At 39.4% G+C, this 19,650-nt stretch carries 20 protein-coding genes; 3 read left to right on the top strand and 17 right to left on the bottom strand.

What is annotated here, in order from left to right:
- Positions 1-3 precede the first annotated feature (3 nt).
- The 9 genes from dnaJ to gpr all read right to left on the bottom strand — a co-directional run bounded on the left by dnaJ (position 4) and on the right by gpr (position 10,844).
- Positions 4-1,134, bottom strand: a complete 1,131-nt coding sequence (gene dnaJ, locus HOO54_RS14240) for a molecular chaperone DnaJ (protein WP_172296376.1) — start codon at positions 1,132-1,134, stop codon at positions 4-6.
- Between the two features lie 151 nt (positions 1,135-1,285).
- Positions 1,286-3,121, bottom strand: coding sequence for a molecular chaperone DnaK (gene dnaK, locus HOO54_RS14245; protein ID WP_172296378.1), 1,836 nt, complete (start codon positions 3,119-3,121; stop codon positions 1,286-1,288).
- A 22-nt stretch (positions 3,122-3,143) separates the two neighbouring features.
- A complete protein-coding gene (gene grpE, locus HOO54_RS14250) occupies positions 3,144-3,713 on the bottom strand; it encodes a nucleotide exchange factor GrpE (RefSeq protein WP_172296380.1) in 570 nt (189 codons plus the stop codon).
- Positions 3,714-3,791: 78 nt separating this feature from the next.
- Complete coding sequence (gene hrcA / locus HOO54_RS14255; RefSeq protein ID WP_172296382.1) at positions 3,792-4,823, bottom strand: heat-inducible transcriptional repressor HrcA; 1,032 nt, start codon at positions 4,821-4,823, stop codon at positions 3,792-3,794.
- A gap of 80 nt (positions 4,824-4,903) precedes the next feature.
- Positions 4,904-6,043, bottom strand: a complete 1,140-nt coding sequence (hemW, locus tag HOO54_RS14260) for a radical SAM family heme chaperone HemW (RefSeq protein ID WP_172296384.1) — start codon at positions 6,041-6,043, stop codon at positions 4,904-4,906.
- A 57-nt stretch (positions 6,044-6,100) separates the two neighbouring features.
- A complete protein-coding gene (gene lepA / locus HOO54_RS14265) occupies positions 6,101-7,939 on the bottom strand; it encodes a translation elongation factor 4 (RefSeq protein WP_172296386.1) in 1,839 nt (612 codons plus the stop codon).
- Positions 7,940-8,088: 149 nt separating this feature from the next.
- Positions 8,089-8,412, bottom strand: coding sequence for a YqxA family protein (locus HOO54_RS14270; RefSeq protein WP_172296388.1), 324 nt, complete (start codon positions 8,410-8,412; stop codon positions 8,089-8,091).
- A 14-nt stretch (positions 8,413-8,426) separates the two neighbouring features.
- Positions 8,427-9,629 (bottom strand): stage II sporulation protein P, encoded by a 1,203-nt coding sequence (gene spoIIP, locus HOO54_RS14275; RefSeq protein ID WP_172296390.1) that lies wholly within the window; start codon positions 9,627-9,629, stop codon positions 8,427-8,429.
- A 105-nt stretch (positions 9,630-9,734) separates the two neighbouring features.
- Positions 9,735-10,844, bottom strand: coding sequence for a GPR endopeptidase (gpr, locus tag HOO54_RS14280; RefSeq protein ID WP_172296392.1), 1,110 nt, complete (start codon positions 10,842-10,844; stop codon positions 9,735-9,737).
- Positions 10,845-11,049: 205 nt separating this feature from the next.
- Between gpr and rpsT the strand changes: the two genes are divergently transcribed.
- Positions 11,050-11,316: a 30S ribosomal protein S20 gene (gene rpsT, locus HOO54_RS14285; RefSeq protein WP_172296394.1), complete on the top strand. Its 267-nt coding sequence runs from the start codon at positions 11,050-11,052 to the stop codon at positions 11,314-11,316.
- A gap of 41 nt (positions 11,317-11,357) precedes the next feature.
- Here the strand turns inward: rpsT and holA are convergent, their stop codons facing one another.
- Positions 11,358-12,398, bottom strand: a complete 1,041-nt coding sequence (gene holA, locus HOO54_RS14290; RefSeq protein ID WP_172296396.1) for a DNA polymerase III subunit delta — start codon at positions 12,396-12,398, stop codon at positions 11,358-11,360.
- A 227-nt stretch (positions 12,399-12,625) separates the two neighbouring features.
- Between holA and HOO54_RS14295 the strand changes: the two genes are divergently transcribed.
- Positions 12,626-12,757 carry a YqzM family protein gene (locus tag HOO54_RS14295; RefSeq protein ID WP_172296398.1) on the top strand — a complete coding sequence of 44 codons (132 nt, stop codon included), beginning with the start codon at positions 12,626-12,628 and terminating at the stop codon, positions 12,755-12,757.
- A gap of 82 nt (positions 12,758-12,839) precedes the next feature.
- Here HOO54_RS14295 and HOO54_RS14300 read toward each other — a convergent pair whose 3' ends face one another.
- From HOO54_RS14300 to HOO54_RS14310, 3 genes are all read right to left on the bottom strand, one after another.
- Positions 12,840-15,161: a DNA internalization-related competence protein ComEC/Rec2 gene (locus HOO54_RS14300; RefSeq protein WP_172296400.1), complete on the bottom strand. Its 2,322-nt coding sequence runs from the start codon at positions 15,159-15,161 to the stop codon at positions 12,840-12,842.
- Between the two features lie 6 nt (positions 15,162-15,167).
- Positions 15,168-15,737, bottom strand: a complete 570-nt coding sequence (locus tag HOO54_RS14305) for a ComE operon protein 2 (RefSeq protein WP_172296402.1) — start codon at positions 15,735-15,737, stop codon at positions 15,168-15,170.
- Positions 15,738-15,804: 67 nt separating this feature from the next.
- Positions 15,805-16,434: a helix-hairpin-helix domain-containing protein gene (locus HOO54_RS14310; protein ID WP_172296404.1), complete on the bottom strand. Its 630-nt coding sequence runs from the start codon at positions 16,432-16,434 to the stop codon at positions 15,805-15,807.
- A gap of 83 nt (positions 16,435-16,517) precedes the next feature.
- Between HOO54_RS14310 and comER the strand changes: the two genes are divergently transcribed.
- Entirely contained in the window at positions 16,518-17,339 is an 822-nt protein-coding gene (gene comER, locus HOO54_RS14315) for a late competence protein ComER (protein ID WP_172296406.1), read from the top strand.
- Between the two features lie 67 nt (positions 17,340-17,406).
- Here the strand turns inward: comER and HOO54_RS14320 are convergent, their stop codons facing one another.
- From HOO54_RS14320 to HOO54_RS14335, 4 genes are read right to left on the bottom strand one after another with little or no spacing between them, the layout of a single operon-like run.
- Positions 17,407-18,162, bottom strand: coding sequence for a class I SAM-dependent DNA methyltransferase (locus HOO54_RS14320; protein ID WP_172296408.1), 756 nt, complete (start codon positions 18,160-18,162; stop codon positions 17,407-17,409).
- Positions 18,159-18,512 carry a ribosome silencing factor gene (rsfS, locus tag HOO54_RS14325; protein ID WP_172296410.1) on the bottom strand — a complete coding sequence of 118 codons (354 nt, stop codon included), beginning with the start codon at positions 18,510-18,512 and terminating at the stop codon, positions 18,159-18,161. Before rsfS ends, HOO54_RS14320 begins: the two co-directional genes overlap by 4 nt.
- A gap of 19 nt (positions 18,513-18,531) precedes the next feature.
- Positions 18,532-19,089 (bottom strand): bis(5'-nucleosyl)-tetraphosphatase (symmetrical) YqeK, encoded by a 558-nt coding sequence (yqeK, locus tag HOO54_RS14330; RefSeq protein WP_172296412.1) that lies wholly within the window; start codon positions 19,087-19,089, stop codon positions 18,532-18,534.
- Positions 19,079-19,648 carry a nicotinate-nucleotide adenylyltransferase gene (locus HOO54_RS14335; RefSeq protein ID WP_172296414.1) on the bottom strand — a complete coding sequence of 190 codons (570 nt, stop codon included), beginning with the start codon at positions 19,646-19,648 and terminating at the stop codon, positions 19,079-19,081. Before HOO54_RS14335 ends, yqeK begins: the two co-directional genes overlap by 11 nt.
- Positions 19,649-19,650 lie beyond the last annotated feature (2 nt).

A 19,650-nucleotide genomic window follows, 5' to 3' on the forward strand; every position in this document is an offset into this window, starting at 1 on the left:
TCATTATTCACCTTTAAAGGCACGTTTTACTTTATCAAAAAAACTCATTTCTTGTTCATCTGGCATATTCCCGCTTACTTCTGCAAAGTCACGGAGAATATTTTTTTGTTTTTCGGTTAAATTCGTCGGTGTAATGACTCGGACGACAATATGTTGATCGCCTTGCCCATATCCCCGAACATTTTTAACCCCTTTTCCTTTTAGACGGAACTTCGTACCCGTTTGAGTACCTGCCGGAATCTTTAATTTCACTTTTCCATAAAGAGTGGGAACTTCTATTTCGTCTCCAAGCGCTGCCTGTGCAAAAGTCAGAGGCATTTCACAGTAAATATCATCTCCATCACGCTCGAAAAACTCATGTTCACGCACATGGAACACAACGAATAAGTCTCCTGATGGACCGCCGTTTGCACCAGGTTCGCCATGTCCTGATACCCGAAGTTGTTGACCATCATCAACACCTGCAGGGATAGTGACATTAATTTTTTTGCGGTTTTTCACTTTCCCTGTTCCACCGCATGTTGAACATTTATCCTTGATGTGCTTCCCGGTTCCATTACAGTAATGGCAAACTCTTCGATTGACAACTTTACCAAACGGTGTAGACTGTTCCATGTTCAGCTGGCCTGAACCCCCGCAATGTGTACATGTATCAGGGGTCGTACCTGGTTTTGCTCCTGAGCCGTGACATGTATCACACGTTTCTTCCCGGGGGATTTCGATCGTCGTCTCTTTTCCAAAAGCTGCTTCTTCAAATGACAATGTCATTGTATATTGTAGATCTGCTCCTTGGCGAGGGGCATTCGGATCTCTTCGTCTTGTGCCGCCTCCAAAAATGCTTGAGAAAATATCATCAAATCCAAAACCACCGAAGTCACCGCTTCCCCCGAAACCACCGCCGCCAAATCCTTGATTTGGATCAGTGTGGCCAAACTGGTCATAATGAGCCCGTTTTTGTTCATCAGAAAGTGTCTCATAGGCCTCTTTCACTTCTTTAAACTTTTCATCTGATCCAGCTTCCTTATTAATGTCAGGGTGATACTTTTTTGACAGCTTGCGGTACGCTTTTTTTATTTCGTCTTTAGAAGCGCTCTTACTTACCCCAAGCACCTCATAGTAATCACGCTTACTCATCTCTTCACACTCCCGATTTTCTCACATAAATTAGATTGTATCATTTTAAAATATGTTTTTTCAATTCCTTTTGTCTTAAATGATAAAAAAGTCAAAGTCAAGAGATCCTGACTTTGACTTTCATTACTTGTGATCAAAGTGATTTCATGTTTTATTTTTTGTCTTGATCATCGTTGACTTCTTCAAATTCAGCGTCTACGACGTTGTCATCCGCTTTTTTAGCTCCTTCTTCACCTTGTTCGGCTTGAGCTTTTTTAGCAGCTTCTTCATATAGCTTCATTGAAAGTTCTTGAACGATTGCCTGCAATTCTTCTTTTTTCGCCTTCATTTCATCAAGGTCATTTTTTTCAATTGCTGCTTTCAGCGCATCTTTAGCTTCATTTGCTTTTTTCACTTGCGCTTCGTCCACTTTGCCTTCAAGATCTTTCAACGTTTTTTCAGTTGAGAAGACAAGCTGGTCTGCTTCATTGCGAATTTCGATCTCTTCTTTTTTCTTAGCATCGGCATCAGCGTTTTCTTCAGCCTCTTTCACCATGCGTTCGATCTCATCATCAGAAAGACCTGAAGAAGACTTGATGGTAATGTTTTGTTGTTTTCCAGTTCCTAAGTCTTTTGCACTTACATTGACAATCCCGTTTTTATCAATATCAAAAGATACTTCAATTTGCGGAACACCTCGTGGTGCAGGTGGAATATCTGTAAGCTGGAAGCGGCCCAATGTTTTGTTGTCAGCAGCCATCGGACGCTCACCTTGGAGAACATGGATATCAACTGCTGTTTGGTTATCAGCCGCTGTTGAGAACACTTGTGATTTACTTGTTGGGATTGTTGTATTCCGATCGATCAGTTTCGTGAACACGCCACCCATCGTTTCGATACCAAGTGATAAAGGTGTTACATCAAGAAGAACAACGTCTTTAACGTCACCGGTAATGACACCACCTTGAATTGCAGCACCAAGCGCTACTACCTCATCAGGGTTTACACCTTTATGCGCTTCTTTGCCAGTTTCTTTTTTGATAGCTTCCTGTACAGCAGGAATCCGTGTTGAGCCACCAACAAGGATGACTTTGTCAATTTCGCTTGCAGAAAGATCTGCATCTTGTAAAGCCTGGCGAACAGGACCCATTGTCCGCTCTACTAAATGAGAAGAAAGCTCCTCGAATTTTGCGCGCGTCAATGTGAGCTCAAGGTGCAGCGGACCTGCATCACCAGCTGTGATAAACGGCAGAGAAATTTGTACAGAAGAAACACCTGACAAGTCTTTTTTCGCTTTTTCAGCTGCATCTTTTAGACGTTGAAGCGCCATCTTATCTTTAGAAAGATCAATGCCGTTTTCTTTCTTGAATTCTGAAACGAGATGATCGATGATCACTTGGTCAAAGTCATCTCCACCTAAACGGTTATCACCCGCTGTAGAGCGAACTTCGAATACACCATCACCAAGTTCAAGGATAGATACGTCAAATGTACCGCCACCAAGATCATATACTAGGATCGTTTGATCTTCATCAGTTTTATCCAAACCATAAGCAAGTGCAGCTGCAGTCGGTTCGTTAATAATCCGCTCAACTTCAAGACCTGCAATTTTACCGGCATCTTTTGTCGCTTGACGTTCTGCATCATTGAAGTATGCAGGAACAGTAATAACAGCTTTTGTAACAGTTTCCCCAAGATAGCTTTCCGCATAAGATTTTAAATGTTGAAGGATAATGGCTGACACTTCTTGAGGTGTGTACTTTTTGCCGTCAATTTCGACTGTATAGTCTGTCCCCATATGACGTTTAATTGACATAATCGTATTTGGGTTTGTAATAGATTGACGTTTTGCCACTTCACCTACCTGGCGTTCTCCGTTTTTAAAAGCAACAACTGACGGAGTTGTGCGGCTTCCCTCTGCGTTAGGAATGACTTTAGGCTCACCGCCTTCAAGTACTGCGACACATGAGTTCGTTGTTCCTAAGTCAATTCCGATTACTTTACTCATAATATAACCTCCTGCTATGTAGCTATTGATTTACTTTTACCATAGAAGGACGGATCACCCGGTCCTTTAATTTGTAGCCTTTTTGCAATTCTTCTACGATCGCATTTGATACGTATGCTTCATCCTCAACCTGCATGACCGCTTGATGTAGATTCGGATCAAATTGTTCTCCGACTGAAGGTATCTGTTCAACACCTTCGTTTTTAAACGCTTCTAAAATTTGACGCCGAACCATTTCCATTCCTTGCAGCAAACTTTTCGTTTGCTCATTGTCAGGTTCGACTTCTAGAGCCCGTTCAAAATTGTCAAGTGCCGGTAGCAGCTCACTGATCATTCGTTGTGAACGATATTTTTCAGCTACCTCAAGGTCAAGGCGCGCACGTCTTTTGTAATTTTCAAAATCTGCCTGAACACGCAAGTATTTATTTTCTTGTTCATCAAGCTTTTCTTGAAGTTCTTTTATTTGTTTTTCGAGTTGTACTGTTTGAGATTCTTCAGCCTGTCCATCGGCCTCCAAATTTACTTGCTCTACTTCAGTCACTTCTGTTTCCTTTAGTTGATCTTGCTCTTTCGTGTGGTTTTCTTCTGCCATCTGTGTTCACCTCCCTTAAAGGTTTATGTTGATGATGAAGAGAAGGGAACATCCCTTCTGCTTCCTGTCAATCCCGCCTTACCCATCATACAAACTCGTCAGTGCTTTTGACAAGTCAGATGAGACATACTGAAGTAAGCTAACGACACGAGAATAATCCATACGAGTCGGACCGATGACCGCTATTGAACCGATTTGTTTTGAACCGACCGTATATGTTGCGGTAATAAAACTGCAGTTCTCCATTTCTTCATAATCATTTTCTTTACCGATTTTAATCGTGATTCCGGTATCTGTCGACTGAAATAACCGCAAGATTTCCTGTTTTTTCTCAATTAATGACAAGAGGGATTTTACCCTATCAATGTCATGAAACTCAGGCTGATTCAGCATATTAATCTTACCGCCGAAAAAGAGTCGTTCCGTTTGAGATGAGGAATCAAAAGTAGCACCAAGACCGGCTAAGATTTGGTCATAACTTTGTATATGAGATCTTAAAAAGGTGGTAACTTCTTTGAAAATCTTGTCTTTAAGATCTGATATTGGTACGCCTCTAAGGCGTTCATTTAATATATTCACCAGCTTTTCAAGATCAGACAGATCCACTCTAGCTGGGAAATTGATCATTTTATTCTCTACATGACCGGTGTTGGTTACCAATATGGCAACGGCCTTATCTGGCTGGATTGGCACAATTTGAATCTGTTTCAAAAAGTTCTCGCTCAGCTTAGGCCCAAGGACAATCGATGTGTAATTCGTCAGGTCTGATAAAATCTGAGCTGATCTCTGCACGGTTTTTTCAAGTTCAAAGATTTTTTCTTTAAATATAGAATGGATCAATGACAGATCCGTGTTTGTCAGCTTTCCTGGCGACAGCAAATGATCAACATAATAACGATAACCTTTTTCCGAAGGAATTCGTCCCGAAGATGAGTGGGTTTTTTCAATAAAGCCAAGTTCTTCTAAATCAGCCATTTCGTTTCTGATTGTAGCTGAACTAAATGTAATATCTTCCTTCTTAGAAAGTGTTCTTGACCCCACCGGCTGAGCTGAACGAATGAAATCGTTGACGATAACCTGTAAGATTAGCAGCTGACGATTTGTTAACATCCATATCACCTCTGTTAGCACTCTCAGTAAATGAGTGCTAATTGTATTTCAAAATTACCAAACTGAAATCAAAATGTCAATTATAACTCACCTAAGAATGATTGAAATACTTCATTCCCCAACAATTTTCCAGTATGTGTTAAACATACATTTGTATTTGTGTTCTTGATCAGACCTTTTTGTTCAAGAGAATGTAAAACATCTGGAAAAAGCTCATCAAGGGACTGACCGTACTTGTTGAAGAATCGAGTTTTACAAACACCTGTTATCTTTCGAAGACCGAGAAACAGTTCTTCTTCAATCTGCTCATTTTTTGTGACACGATGAGTTTCCTTATAAGGAAAGCCACTGCTGTCAATTCGGTCAATATACTGTTTAACAGGCCCTGCGTTTACAGTCCTGATCCCATTCATATATCCGTGTGCGCCTGCTCCAAACCCAAAATACTCTTCATTACTCCAATATGTGAGGTTATGCTTACTTTCAAACCCTTTTTTGGCAAAGTTACTGATTTCATATTGATGAATATCTGCCTCACTCATCTTTTTCATGACCAATTCGTACATTTCTGCTTCACGATCCTGTGGCGGCAGACGGAGGCGGCCTTTTTTTGCCAGGTTATAAAAAACAGTTTTAGGCTCAACAATTAGCGAATAAACGGAATAATGTTCAGCATCAAGCGAAAGTGCTGTATCAAGTGAAGCAGCGAGCTGATCAATGGTTTGCTCAGGCAGTCCAAACATAAGATCCAAGCTAATATTATCAAACCCAATCGCTCTCGCTCTATCAAAAGAGCTTAGCACATCTTTCTGTTTGTGAACTCTGCCAATTTTTTTTAACAGATCGTCTTCAAAAGTCTGAACACCAAAGCTCAGCCTGTCTACACCCGCATTTTTTAAAATGGTAAGCTTTTCAGCTTCAAGATCATCTGGATTAGCTTCAACAGTAAATTCAAGCAATTGTTCAGATGGTTTTAAAATAGTTATAATCCCATCAAGCAACCGTTCAAGCTGTTTGGCGGATAATGAAGTCGGTGTGCCACCACCGATAAAAATCGTTGTCAACTCAGGGTAACCAGAGGCTTCCATTGAATTCACCATTTCTTTTTCCAATGCATTTAAATACTCATCAACGGGCTGGCTATGATAAAAGAATTTATTAAAATCGCAATAATGGCAAATGTGTTCGCAAAATGGAATATGGATATAGGCTGATTTCATTGTTTTCACCTTCTTTACAGGAAGAAGCCGCAGTGTTTTAAGCTGCGGCTAGTCTGCTTATGATTTTTGACCGCTATCATCCATTTTCAGAACAGCCATAAAGGCTTCCTGTGGAACTTCGACAGAGCCAACCTGTTTCATTCTTCGCTTACCTTCTTTTTGCTTTTCAAGAAGTTTTCGTTTTCTGGAAATATCACCGCCATAACATTTTGCCAGCACGTTTTTACGCATGGCCTTAATTGTAGAACGGGCAATAATTTTCTGTCCGATGGCAGCCTGAACTGGCACTTCAAACTGTTGACGCGGAATGAGTTCTTTTAACTTTTCAACAATGACTTTTCCACGTTCATAAGCATAGTCACGATGAACAATAAAGGATAGAGCATCGATTTTTTCGGCGTTCAGCATGATATCCATTTTCACAAGCTTAGATGGTCTATATCCGATCAATTCATAATCAAATGACGCATAACCCTTTGTATTTGATTTTAATTGATCAAAAAATTCATAAACAATCTCTGCAAGCGGAATTTCATAAACAATGCTGACTCGGTTGGCATCAAGATATTGCATGTCGATGAACTGTCCGCGTTTTCCTTGACACAATTCCATGACAGCTCCGACAAAATCATTAGGTACCATCATGGTCGCTTTTACAAACGGCTCCTCAACTCGTTCAATCTTCTGCGGATCAGGCATATTGGCTGGGTTGTCGACCACAAGCTTTTCATCATCTGTCATATACACCTCATAAATAACACTTGGTGCCGTTGTAATCAGATCGATTTTAAACTCCCGCTCAATCCGCTCTTGAATGATTTCCATATGCAGCATTCCTAAAAATCCGCAGCGAAAACCGAAACCAAGCGCTTGCGAAGTTTCCGCTTCATATTGAAGTGACGAGTCATTCAGCTCGAGTTTTTCCAAGGCTTCTCGTAAATCATTATACTTCGCCGTATCAATTGGATACATTCCGCAATACACCATGGGGTTTAGTTTTCTGTAACCTGGTAAAGCTTCAGGAGCTGGATTTTCTGCACCTGTAATCGTGTCTCCTACCCGGGTATCTCCGACGTTTTTGATAGCTGCCGTCAGAAACCCGACATCCCCCACAGTTAATTCGTCGACAGGAACCGCTTTCGGTGTAAATACACCAACTTCAGTTACTTCAAATTCTTTGCCTGTCGCCATCATCTTAATTTTTTGACCTGCCTTAACTGTCCCTTGAACAACTCTAATATAAGCAACAACACCTCTGTATGCGTCATACAGAGAATCGAAGATTAAAGCTTGTAAAGGCGCCTCAGGATCACCATTTGGAGCAGGAACTTTCTCAACAATTTGTTCCAATATATCTTCAATCCCGATACCGGCTTTGGCAGATGCAAGTACAGCCTCAGAAGCATCAAGTCCAATGACATCTTCAACTTCCTGGCGAACTCGTTCAGGCTCTGCGCTCGGAAGGTCAATCTTGTTGATAACCGGAAGAATTTCAAGGTCATTATCAAGGGCAAGATAAACGTTTGCAAGTGTTTGCGCTTCAATCCCTTGAGCAGCATCGACAACAAGAATTGCACCTTCACACGCAGCCAAGCTCCTTGAAACTTCATAGGTGAAGTCTACATGTCCTGGGGTATCGATGAGGTGAAAAATATATTCTTCTCCATCTTGTGCTTTATATTTGAGCTGAACGGAGTTTAATTTAATCGTAATGCCTCTTTCACGTTCCAAATCCATTGAGTCGAGCAATTGTTCTTTCATTTCTCTTTGAGTGATAGCCGCCGTCTTTTCCAATATTCGGTCTGCAAGTGTTGATTTTCCGTGGTCTATATGGGCGATAATAGAGAAATTGCGAATTCTCGACTGTCTTTGTAATCGTTTTTCTTTATCTGTCACACTAATCACTCCTACTATTAAACGCAAGTTGCGCTAGGTTAGATTATATCAATAGGGGTGTTAAGATTCAATCTCTAGAAAACATATAGTGAATGGATACGATCTTTGAGACCATAAAACACAAAAAAACGGGCGAAGGTCTCCCGTTTTCACTCTATTTTTTCCTTTATCCAGTTAAAAACAAACTTAGCTGAGTTTGTGATCGAGTCAGCCAATACCCGACCTGCTGAAGAAAACAAGTTAAATGCTTCCAACTGTTCAAGTTCTTTCTGCTTTTCCTCCAAATCAATTTCATGTCCTAGAACAGAAGCCTCTTTTATTTTCCCTTTAGAAATACTGAATGCTCCTTTTAAGTCAGGATCACTGTAACCCTTCATTTCCAACATTCCTTGATTTGCCTGTTGCATACCGAGAAGAACGCCAAACAACATGATGACAGAAACCAATATCGATTTTCCGATAAAAGATGCCATTTTATCACCTGCTTCTACTGTTTTTTCTTATTTTTTTCATCTGAACCAGCATCAACTTTCTCCGCTTCCCAAAACATCTCACTGAACACATCAGCTGTTGCGTCAGCAGCTCTCTCAAGCTCTTTTCGGTTATTATCTACACCACCAAATTCTATTAATATCGATCGTTCATTTAAATCTTGATTATATACTCCATTATCCCCAGCAGCCCCTTTTGATATAACACCCCGACTTAAGCCCGGATATTTTTTTTCCAGCCGTTCATGCAGCTCTTTTGCCAGCTTAAAGTTAGCTTCAAAATTAGAGCTTTTCTTACCAATCACAAATGCAATCCGCGCATACTTTTTCCCGCCAATCTTTGTAGTCGTTGCTTTTTTTCGTTGTGCATCCCGGTGAATATCGATAAAATACTGCAAATTTTTGTTTTTAGCCATTGCCTCCTTAATAGCTGGTCTTGATTCATCATATGAACGCGCATAATTCCAGCCTTTTTTCTTCAGGTTTGCTTGAAAATCCGTTTTATCAATTGAAACACCCACCCCTTGTGACTCGAGTGCTTGACCAAGCATATCACTGACAAGTGTGATATTCGCTTTTGAATGAAGGGCCAGATCAGGATCTGTCTCACCCTTTAAAAAAGGGAGATAGGATTCTGTATTATGAGTGTTATAAATAAACACTACTTTTCGGTCACCTGTTGATTGTTTAGGTGAATTTTCATCTTTTTTCTGTTTGTCTTCTCCTTCAAGTTCAGCAAGATTCGCCTCTCTTTCTTCTTTTAACACTTCAGCCGGCGGTGAAGATTCAGAGGGCATATTTGTATAATTCGTTCCTTTGCCGGCCACAAGAATATCTGAGTCAAATTGAGCAAAGCCAGGGAGTTCTCGTCCGAGAAAACTTCGCGGATCTTTTAAATTAATGCTTGTTGCTAGTTTTAAAATAAGAGGGGATAACTGAAAACCTTCTTTCGAATTGGGAATTTCAGATACAAAATAGTGGTTTTCCATTCCTAAAATAAGTCCATAGGTTTCGCCTGCTAGCTCATTGGCCACCCGATAAAATGGTGAAGACGGCCTTAGTTCCGGACGAAGAGATGTAAGAACTCCAGATAAAATAAATGTCAGCAGCAAACCGACGATGAATAAGAAAACGGTTTTTGCCGCAGTTCTCCCATTGACCGTTAACATCAATTCAACGTTTCTTCCTTTTTTTCTCATCGGAAATCCCTCCATAGCTTGTCTAGTAAATAGACTATGAACAAGCTAGAGGAAGTAGAACAAGTTCATCAATACAACCTAAAAAAGGCGACTATAGCAGCCGCCCTAGTGATTATACATTCCTTTATTGTCTTGAGAGATTTGCTCGTGTAAAGCTGTATTTAGCCCATTAGCAATCACATTTGCCATATCATCAATAAACGTATCAACTTCTTTAGGTGTTACCATTAAATTATGACCAAGCGGTGATAGCACTTCATGTATCAGCTGTCTTTTTTCATCTTCTTCAAGAACACCGACGATACCGAGAAATGATTTCCGCTGTTCCTCTTCTGGAAGATCTTCCTCAGTCAGGACTTTCCTTTTTCCGAAACTCATTCCTGCAGGGACAAGTGAGCGAGACGGACTATCATCTTTCATTTCTCTTCCAAAATGTTTTAAAATATAATCGATCGTATCACTTGTAATCGTTACCGCATCTACAACAGTCGGAACACCAATTGCAATAACAGGGACCCCCAGTGTTTCCTTACTCAGTTCTTTTCGCTTATTCCCTACCCCTGAGCCGGGATGAATTCCACTATCAGAGATTTGAATAGTAGAATTGACCCGCTCAATACCTCTAGAAGCCAAGGCATCGACAGCAATGACAAAATCGGGCTTTGAACGGTCAATCACTCCTTGAATAATATCGCTTGTCTCAATTCCAGTCAGCCCCATCACTCCTGGCGAAAGTGCACTAACCGGTCGATATCCTTCTTCAACATGTTCAGGCTGCAGTTTAAATAAGTGCCTTGTCACTAAAAGGTTTTCCGTAACAAGCGGTCCAAGCGAGTCTGGTGTGACATTCCAATTTCCCAACCCCACGATCAAACAGCTGGCATTTTTTGAAATATTTAAATAATCAAGGAAATCGGAAAACTCTTTTGCAAAAACGTTGACAACGTTTTCTTGCAAGTCAGAATCCTGCTGTCTGATTCCTTGTGTTTCAATCGTTAAATAACGTCCTGCTTTTTTACCGGACAACTTTTCGCCTTCTTTATTAATATCTATCGTCTGTACTTTTATTCCATCATGCTCATATTCTTTAACTGTAAAACCTTTTGGATCTTTTTTAGGAGCAACCGTTTGATTGGCATGCGCTAAATCTTTTGCTTCAACAGCTAGATCTGTGCGAACACTGTATTGACTTAAATCAAGCTTTTTCTTCTCCATGGTTCATTCCCTCCAAAAAACGTCACTGTTGTTAGTATTGCCCGACCCCAATTTAATCATTCCTTTCGGTACGACTTTCAAACAAAAATACTTTACATTTATATTGCAATCTCTGGGTGTGTTTGATAGAATACAATTTGTTCTATTGTTGAGATTTAACCTTTTAGAGAAAGGACAGAGGTTATATCTTAGGAGGTGAAATACATTGCCAAATATTAAGTCAGCGATCAAACGTACAAAAACAAATACTGAGCGCCGCGCACATAACGCAACAATCAAATCTGCAATGCGCACTGCTATCAAGCAAGTTGAAACACTTGTAAGCAATAATGAAGCAGACAAAGCAAAAACGGCTTTATCTGCAGCAGCGAAAAAAATTGATAAAGCAGCGAAAAAAGGTCTTGTCCACAAAAATACTGCCGCTCGTTACAAATCAAACTTAGCGAAAAAAGTGAACGGACTTTCCGCATAAAAAAAAGCTTGGCGAGCGCCAAGCTTTTTTACTTGCAACGATTAAAGAGAATCGTTTTTCCCAGATGGTTGTAGCAATTTGAGCAGAAACAGTTCAAGCAGTAATTGCTTGTCTTTTTTTCCTGTTTTCATCTCATAATCCATAACTGCAAGCTGTTCAATAATATTTTTTAGTTCCTCTTCCGAAAAAAGCTTTGCCTGATCGATCGCCAGCTTTATCCTGAATGGATGAACTTTTAAGTTTGAAGCAATTTGCTTTTGACCATATCCTTGTTGCGAAAAGTATTTAGTCTGTAAAATCAGACGAAATTGATTAACAATCAACGCCATCATTTTAATTGGTTCTTCATTTTGTTTTAATAAATCATAGAAAATTTGCAGTGCTTCAGTTCGGTTTCGATTCACAATTTTGTTAATCAATTCAAAAATATTTTGCTCAAGTCCTCTTGCAACAAGCTTTTTAACATCAGCAAGCGCAATGAGCTCGCGTTCTCCAATATATGTACTAAGCTTTTTAATCTCTTGGTCAATTGCTGATAAACTGGCATTACACAAAATAACAAGCTCTTCTGCCGCCTCTGTTTCGACTTGTTTTCCTTCTGATTTTGCAAGACTTTTAATAAAGTCAGCCGTTTCTTTTCCATTTAATTCTTTTGCTTCAACCATGTAAGCGTGTTTTTTCAACAGTTTGGTCAGCTTTTTTCGTTCATCAAGCTTTTCATACGGGGCAAGCAAAACGAAAACAGAATACGGAGCAGGCTGTGTGATATAAGCTTCCAACATTCCCAAATTGTGCTCATGCTTTTCTTTCTTTTTTTCAGCAGTTAAAAAGGATGGATTTTTGACTATAACGAGTCGACGCTCGCCCATAAACGGAAATGTTTCAGCATCCTCTACGGCAAGCTCCAAAGAATCCTCTTCCAAATCAAATACGGAAAGATTAAAGTCTTTCGTCTCCTCATCAACAACAGCTTGTCTAATCCTTTGAACCGTTTCCTGCAACAGGAATGTCTCTTTCCCATATAAACAGTAAACAGAATGAATATCCCCTTTTGTTAAGCCTTTCCAAACGTCAAATACCATCTTAAATTTTACCTCTCTTTCTTCTCCCTTCTATCCTAAAGCGTGATTGATAAATAGTAAAGAGAGATGCGGAAGATCCGCTCTCTCATTTATAATAAACGCCTTTTACAAACCCCCGGGTCAGCTTATAAAAGACGATATTCATAAATTTTGAAAACGGCTACAGAACACTTCTAGATTTTTCTAAAGAATTGAATTATACTGAATATCAATAGGAGGGGTAAATGATGAACGAATTTGAAAAAAACGTACAAAGCAAACGCAACGATCTTATTGACTCTGGTGTCGGTTTTGTCGTAACCTTTGGCTTTTTTGCTACGATGTTCATTATTGCTACTGTGATCCATCTAGCCAGTTAAATCAATTCATCATAACAGGTCTACTCTCTTCATTTTAAGGCTAGGCTGCTTCATCCCGACTGCTTAACTGCAGTCTTTTTCTCTATGAGGAAGATATTTTATCATATGGAGGATGAAGAAAAAACGTTCCGCCTCTCTTTCCAAATAGGTACTGAATGGTTCCATCTCGATCTATTCTCAGGACCTTAACATGATATCGTTTTAAAATCTTCAACACTTTGACATGTGGATGGTGATAGCGATTATTTTCACCCGCTGATATAAGAGCTATTTTGGGCTTAATTTGTTCGACCAATTCCTCTCCCGTTGACCCTTTGCTACCATGATGACCAACTTTCAGAACATCAGCTTTTAAATGTGGATACGTCTCTATTAATTGCCTCTCCCCTTCTTTTTCTAAATCACCTGTTAAGAGCCAACTAAAACCGCCTACCATCATCCATAAAACGAGTGAGCTGTTATTTCTACTATGCCTATCAATCTTTTCTGGTGACAAAACATAAAATGTGAGATCCCCGATCTCCAATCTGTCACCTCTTTTGACAACTTTTACTTCTACACCTTTTTTTAAAGCAAGGTGGAGGAGATTCTCGTCGGCCAACTGAACCGCATAACCTTTTGGAACAATTAATTTGTTGATCTTATTTTTTTTAATCAGAGTCTCCGCTTCACCGATATGATCTTGATCGGCATGGGTAAGTATTAAGGCATCGAGTTTTTTAATACCTTTTGAGGACAAAAATGGTATTAACACACTATCACCTAAAGAAAACTTCTTTTTCCTTTTCCGCCAGTCCTCATTGACAAATGAAACAATTCCCCCTGTATCTATTAAAACGGTTCCGTTCTGTCCAGGAGCACTAACATACATGCTGTCTCCTTGTCCGACATCGATCATTGTGACTTCACCTTCTTGTTTTAAAAATGGTGTTGCGATATGAAACAAAAGCACAACAAAAACACAACAAAACGGAGCAATAAGTTTTCGAAGAGACAATGCCTTTTCCATACACACAAGGAGAAAGCATATAGAAACCGAATAAATAAGCAATTGGAGGTGTCCTGGCTTGACAGCAGCAAATGTAAAAACATCAACAGAGGAAGCAGCTGTTGCAACTTGATGGCTCCATCGGATCAATGTGTCAAGTACATTTACGATCATTTCGCCCAGAGGATGTACAATCAATAAAGCTAGTATACTACCAAATGCTAACGGTATAATGATGTATAAATAAAACGGTACAAACATGAGATTCATGAAGATGCTCAGAAGTGAAAAGGTTTGGAAATGATAAAGGAGGATTGGAAGGGAACCGAGTTGAGCGAGAAAAGATGCCACTAACAATTGTGAAATTCGATATTTCAACTTGACGAATATCTCTTTTGAGAGAATGAAAACAAAACATATCGAAAAAGAAAGCTGAAAGCCGACTTGAAATAATAGATATGGGTGATATAACAATAGTCCAAGACAAGCAAGACCGAGAACATCGGCTGTTTTAAGCCGTTTTTTTAACAATGAAGAAAGTAAATATATTTCTGACATGAGAACAGCTCTTAGAACTGATGGAGCACAACCTGTTAAAACTGTAAGGACAGGGAGAAATATGATTAAAAATACCTTGGCAGTTTCTCTCGTTATACCTACTCGAAGAAGAGTGTAAAAAATGGCTGTTGAAAAAATCGCGACATGAAGACCGGAAATAGCTAAAAGGTGGATGATGCCAAGTGTTTGATAGCTAGCCAGCACTTCCTTTTCAATCAAAAACCGCTCGCCAAAGATCAGTGCTTGAACAATACCGGCTGCTTGTTCAGGCATATTTTTTTCAATAAAAGCAAGCCCTTTTTGACGAATGTTTAATAAAAATGAGGATTCGTCAAATTTACAATTGGTCATCGATTTGAGCTTATAATTCCAATGTATACCTTGCTGGTAAAGATACTCATAAGCATTAAACGTCCCGGGAACCGTCGCTTTTTTCGGTTTCCTTAATTCACCTGTAAAAAAACATGAACTGCCAGGTTTAAACATTGAAAGCACTGTTTTTTCCTCAGGGGATCGAATGGTGTAATTAACTTTCAACCTTTCCTTATCAGCCGTTTCTGCAATGAAAGTGAAACGGTCTCCATCAATTTTAGGAATATCCAGTACAGAGGCTTTAGTATGAACAGTCCCTTCTTGGTAATATGTCGTATTTGAATGGTCAATGATTAAAAAATAAATCAAATACAATCCGAAAACAAATATACAGATCACGAAAAGAATAAACTGCTTTCTTGGAAGACAGAAGATTGAGAGCAGACATAAAAAGATGGCTACGGGGAGAAAAGAAGAAGATTGTGCAGAAGCAATTCCGGCAACTGCTGAAATTGCTCCGCACGGGATGAGGCGGTACATGTCCATTACAGACTACACATGACTTGCAAACAATTGATTTGCCTGCTTCTGAATTTTTTCCATCTCTGCTTCTTCCAGTCCTGCGTCAGAAAGCCGTTTCATCATATCAGCTACAAAAGATAATTTTTCTTGGTGATGAAGATCGATCATCATCTCATTTAATTCTACCTGCTCGACTCTGACTGAAGCCTGTTCAAAAAGTTCAATGGCATATGGGTGATTTTTATAATCCTTGGCGTAATATATTGTTTGAATGCCTGCTTGAATAATTGATTTAGAGCATTGCATACAGGGGAAATGAGTAACATAAATTTCAGCTCCTTCTGTTGGAACACCAAATTTAGCACATTGAAGGATCGCATTCATCTCTGCATGGATCGTTCTGATACAGTGATTGTCCACAATATAACAGCCTTCATCTGTACAGTGGACTCCACCGGCGATTGATCCGTTGTATCCCCCCGCTATAATACGTTTATCTCTGACAATCGTCGCTCCCACAGCAAGTCTAGTACATGTACTGCGAAGCGCCAATAAATGACTTTGCGCCATAAAATATTGATCCCACGAAATCCGTTCCAATTGTTTTCCCTCCAGAGTATGAAATCATCTTTCCTAAGTTTACATAGGTTTGTATCCTTACGTCAATTTAGTTTACAGATAATGATGCTTTCATTTTTTCAAACGATTTTTCTCCAATGCCTGCTACATTTGTTATGTCTTCAATTTTCTGAAATAGTCCATTTTCCTCCCGATAGGCGACAATCGCATCTGCTTTTGAGGGACCGACTCCTGGTATTGATTGAAGCTCTTTTGATGATGCATTGTTTATATTAACCACTTCGGGCTGTTCTCCCCCTCTCTCTTTCACCGAAATCGTAGCCTCTGTTTGAGCTTGAAGCGCCTTTTCACCTTTACTAGGGATATACACTACCATTCCATCGTGCAGAACTGCAGCTAAATTGATTTGCTTTTCATCTGCCTTTTTAACGGTCCCACCAGCTTGTTTCAGCAATTGATGCACCCTGTCTCCCGTCTTCATATGATATACCCCAGGGTGTTTCACAGCTCCTTTTAAATCGATCACAACTTCTTTGACTTTTTTGGGTTTTGTTTTTTTCACATGCTTAGCTGAAACAGCTGCAGCCTCTTTTGGCAAAATAGTATGTTTTGATGATTGATGTCCTTGATTTTTTATGATAATAACTCCTGCAATGATCAAAACCAGAATAAAACCTCCTACCACGATCCATTTGTAAGGTTTTAAAAGTCTAGCCAATCGTTACCACCTGCTTTCATACATATTTTGGCTACCGCTGTCATAATGTTTAAAAGATACAGGTTTAAAGGAGGGGAGACCGATTGAATATCGGCTTTATCGGAACTGGCAATATGGGTACGATATTAATTGAGGCGCTAATTGAATCTAAAGCAGTAGATCCTTCATCATTAACAATTACAAATCGTACGATTGCCAAAGCATTATCAATAAAAAAACGATTTCCAGACATTCATGTTGCAGAGCGACCAGAAGAAGCGGTTTCGGAAAGTGAGGTCGTGTTTATTTGTGTTAAGCCGCTTGACATATACCCACTACTTAAACAGTTAGCACCTCTTTTCACTAAGGATCAGGTTGTCATTACAATCACGAGTCCGGTGCAAGTCGAACAGGTAGAATCCGTCGTCTCCTGTCAAGCGGCAAGAGTGATTCCGAGTATTACGAACCGGGCTTTGACAGGTGTTTCACTTTTAACTTTTGGGGAAAGTTGTCATACAACTACAAAAGAAGCCATTACTAAGTTGTTGAAGAATATTTCCATTCCTTTAGAAATCAATCCAAAAATCACACGGGTCGCTTCAGATATTGTCAGTTGCGGTCCTGCTTTCATTAGCTTTTTGCTTCAAAAATTGATTCAAGCAGCACAAGAAGAAACAACGGTGTCAAAAGAAAATGCCATTTTGATGTCAACTGAAATGCTCATCGGTTTAGGGAGACTCCTTGAAAACGGAGTTTATACTCTCCCAACTCTCCAAGAAAAAGTCTGCGTAAAAGGCGGGGTGACCGGTGAAGGGCTCAAAGCACTGGAAAACGGTGTTCAAGATATGTTCAATCAAATGTTCCGAAACACTCATTCGAAGTATGAGGAAGACATAGCTGCTATCAAAAAGCAATTTCAAGTTTGACTCATTATTTCACACACGCTCTCATTGTTCAACAAAGGAAAAAGGCATTTTTAAAACCATCGTCATTTCAAACGATGGTTTTAGGTTTTTTAGCTATATAAAAAAGACGTTCTGAGGTTGCCTCAGGTTCTTGATCTGAAAAATCGGCTGTTATCTGTAGCACTTCAAAACCAGCAACTTTCAAAAGACGGCTATATTCTTGGGTAGCAAAGGTGCGCTGTTCATGGGTTTCATCAAAGCGATTGTAGAAACCTTCATTCTCCACAAAAAATGTCAAATCATGAACAATCGAATGAGGTACATCACCTCGATAGCTTTGCCAGATCACACTAATGTCTTCATTCTGGTCAGCATAAGTGCTGTCGGGAAAAACATCGTCCATTTTATAGATGGAATGAACATCAAATAGTAGAAGGCCTTGATCCTCTAATAAAGAAAAAACATTTTTGAAGGTAACTAAAACATCTTTTTCAGCTTTTAAATAATTTAATGAATCACAACAAATCACAACAGCATCAAATTTTTCAGAATGACCTATTAAATTGCGCATATCCTGCTGAAAAAATTGAATGGACAACTGTCGAGTAGCTGCTTTTTGCTGAGCCTGAGTGAGCATATCTTCACTTATATCAATACCTGTTACATGATAGCCTTTTTCAGCTAAACGAACGGAAATTTCACCTGTACCACAAGCCAAATCAAGAATCCGCAGCTTTTCATTGTGCTGTATGGATAATGTTCTCTCAATCCATTTTACCCACTGATCATACGGGGCATCAGACATGAGATTGTCATAAACACTAGAAAAACCTTCATAAATCATTTTTGATCTCCAAAAGGATCTTCAAATGGGGCATCTCCCCATAACTTCTCAAGATTATAATAATGTCTTTCCTCTTTATGAAATACATGGGCAATGACATCACCTAAATCAATCAGTACCCATTTAGCTTCATCAAAACCTTCCATTCTCTTAACATTGATACCATTTTCTTCAGCGCGATCCTTAATTTCCCGGGAAATCGCCTGTACCTGTTTATCTGAGTTTCCGTGACAAATGAGAAAATAGTCAGCCACAAGCGAAATCCCTTCCATATTCATGGCGATAATATCCTCTGCACGTTTATCATCACAGGCTTCTGCGGCAATTTTTAAAATTGAAGCTTGATCCATTCACTAATTCCTCCTATTGTCATTTTTTTATTAATGCATTATATGTCGCTATCGTCTTCGGAAAAACGGCTTGATTTTTCGTTAACAAAAAGATAATCGTATTTTTTAAAGCCTGAATTAATGCAAGATCTAAATCGGTTTCAGCTAATGTACGTACATCCTCAATACCTGAAAAAGAACGACCAGGCTCGATATAATCCGCAACATAGATCACCTTTTCCAACAATGTCATATTAGATCGTCCGTACGTATGGTATTTAATAGCTGAAAGAACATCTTCATCTGTAATTCCGACTTCTTTTTTCACTAATATCGCCCCAGCTGGTGCATGCCAAAGTTCAGGGTGAAAATCAAGCACTTCTAGAGATTCACCTTCAGAGACAATCATTTGTTTCATTTCTTCTTTTGGTCGAAATTTAGCATAATCATGAAAAATTGCAGCGGTTTCTGCTTTGTTCACATCTGCACCAAAACGGTTAGCAAGCTCAATCGCTGTTTCCATCACACGAATTGTATGGGTATAGCGTGCTTCGGTCAGTTGTTTTTTCACACAAGCAAGAGCTTCATCACGTTTCATATAAATGATTCTCCTTTACATAAAGCTTCACTTTGTCAGGAATTAAATAATCAGTCGGCTGACAATCTTTGAAACGATCTCTCAGTAAAGATGATGATACTTCAAATGCTGGTACATCCACGAAAACAAGCGGATAAGGTGTTTCTATTTGATAACCTGGCCGCTTAACGCCGACAAATTTAATCATGCTGACAAGTTCATCAATATTTGACCACTTTGGCAAGTACTCTACCATATCTGCACCGATAATAAAATAAAATTGATCTTTTGGATATCGTTGTTTTAACAAGGATACTGTATCAAATGTATAGGAAGGACCTTCCCGTTCCAGTTCAATGGTCTCCAGTTTAAATTGCTTTCTCTCCGATATCGCAAGTTTGAGCATCTCAACCCGATGTTGGCTTAATGAAAAAGCATTTTCCTGTTTGTGTGGCGGAATTTGATTGGGCATAAACCATATTTCATCAAGTTCCAATTTGTAAAGCACTTCATTTGCCATTAACAAGTGCCCATTATGAGGTGGATCAAATGTCCCCCCAAAAACTCCGATTTTCCTCATAT

The sequence above is a fragment of the Bacillus sp. WMMC1349 genome, assembly GCF_013155385.1.
In the GTDB taxonomy this organism is placed as follows: Bacteria; Bacillota; Bacilli; order Bacillales; family Bacillaceae; genus Bacillus.

Coding starts and splice junctions, on each gene's coding strand:
- dnaJ (WP_172296376.1), bottom strand. CDS start 1,134: ATGAGTAAGCGTGATTACTATGAGGTGCTTGGGGTAAGTAAGAGCGCT.
- dnaK (WP_172296378.1), bottom strand. CDS start 3,121: ATGAGTAAAGTAATCGGAATTGACTTAGGAACAACGAACTCATGTGTC.
- grpE (WP_172296380.1), bottom strand. CDS start 3,713: ATGGCAGAAGAAAACCACACGAAAGAGCAAGATCAACTAAAGGAAACA.
- hrcA (WP_172296382.1), bottom strand. CDS start 4,823: ATGTTAACAAATCGTCAGCTGCTAATCTTACAGGTTATCGTCAACGAT.
- hemW (WP_172296384.1), bottom strand. CDS start 6,043: ATGAAATCAGCCTATATCCATATTCCATTTTGCGAACACATTTGCCAT.
- HOO54_RS14270 (WP_172296388.1), bottom strand. CDS start 8,412: ATGGCATCTTTTATCGGAAAATCGATATTGGTTTCTGTCATCATGTTG.
- spoIIP (WP_172296390.1), bottom strand. CDS start 9,629: ATGAGAAAAAAAGGAAGAAACGTTGAATTGATGTTAACGGTCAATGGG.
- gpr (WP_172296392.1), bottom strand. CDS start 10,844: ATGGAGAAGAAAAAGCTTGATTTAAGTCAATACAGTGTTCGCACAGAT.
- holA (WP_172296396.1), bottom strand. CDS start 12,398: ATGGTATTTGACGTTTGGAAAGGCTTAACAAAAGGGGATATTCATTCT.
- HOO54_RS14295 (WP_172296398.1), top strand. CDS start 12,626: ATGAACGAATTTGAAAAAAACGTACAAAGCAAACGCAACGATCTTATT.
- HOO54_RS14300 (WP_172296400.1), bottom strand. CDS start 15,161: ATGGACATGTACCGCCTCATCCCGTGCGGAGCAATTTCAGCAGTTGCC.
- HOO54_RS14320 (WP_172296408.1), bottom strand. CDS start 18,162: ATGATTTATGAAGGTTTTTCTAGTGTTTATGACAATCTCATGTCTGAT.
- rsfS (WP_172296410.1), bottom strand. CDS start 18,512: ATGGATCAAGCTTCAATTTTAAAAATTGCCGCAGAAGCCTGTGATGAT.
- yqeK (WP_172296412.1), bottom strand. CDS start 19,089: ATGAAACGTGATGAAGCTCTTGCTTGTGTGAAAAAACAACTGACCGAA.
- HOO54_RS14335 (WP_172296414.1), bottom strand. CDS start 19,648: ATGAGGAAAATCGGAGTTTTTGGGGGGACATTTGATCCACCTCATAAT.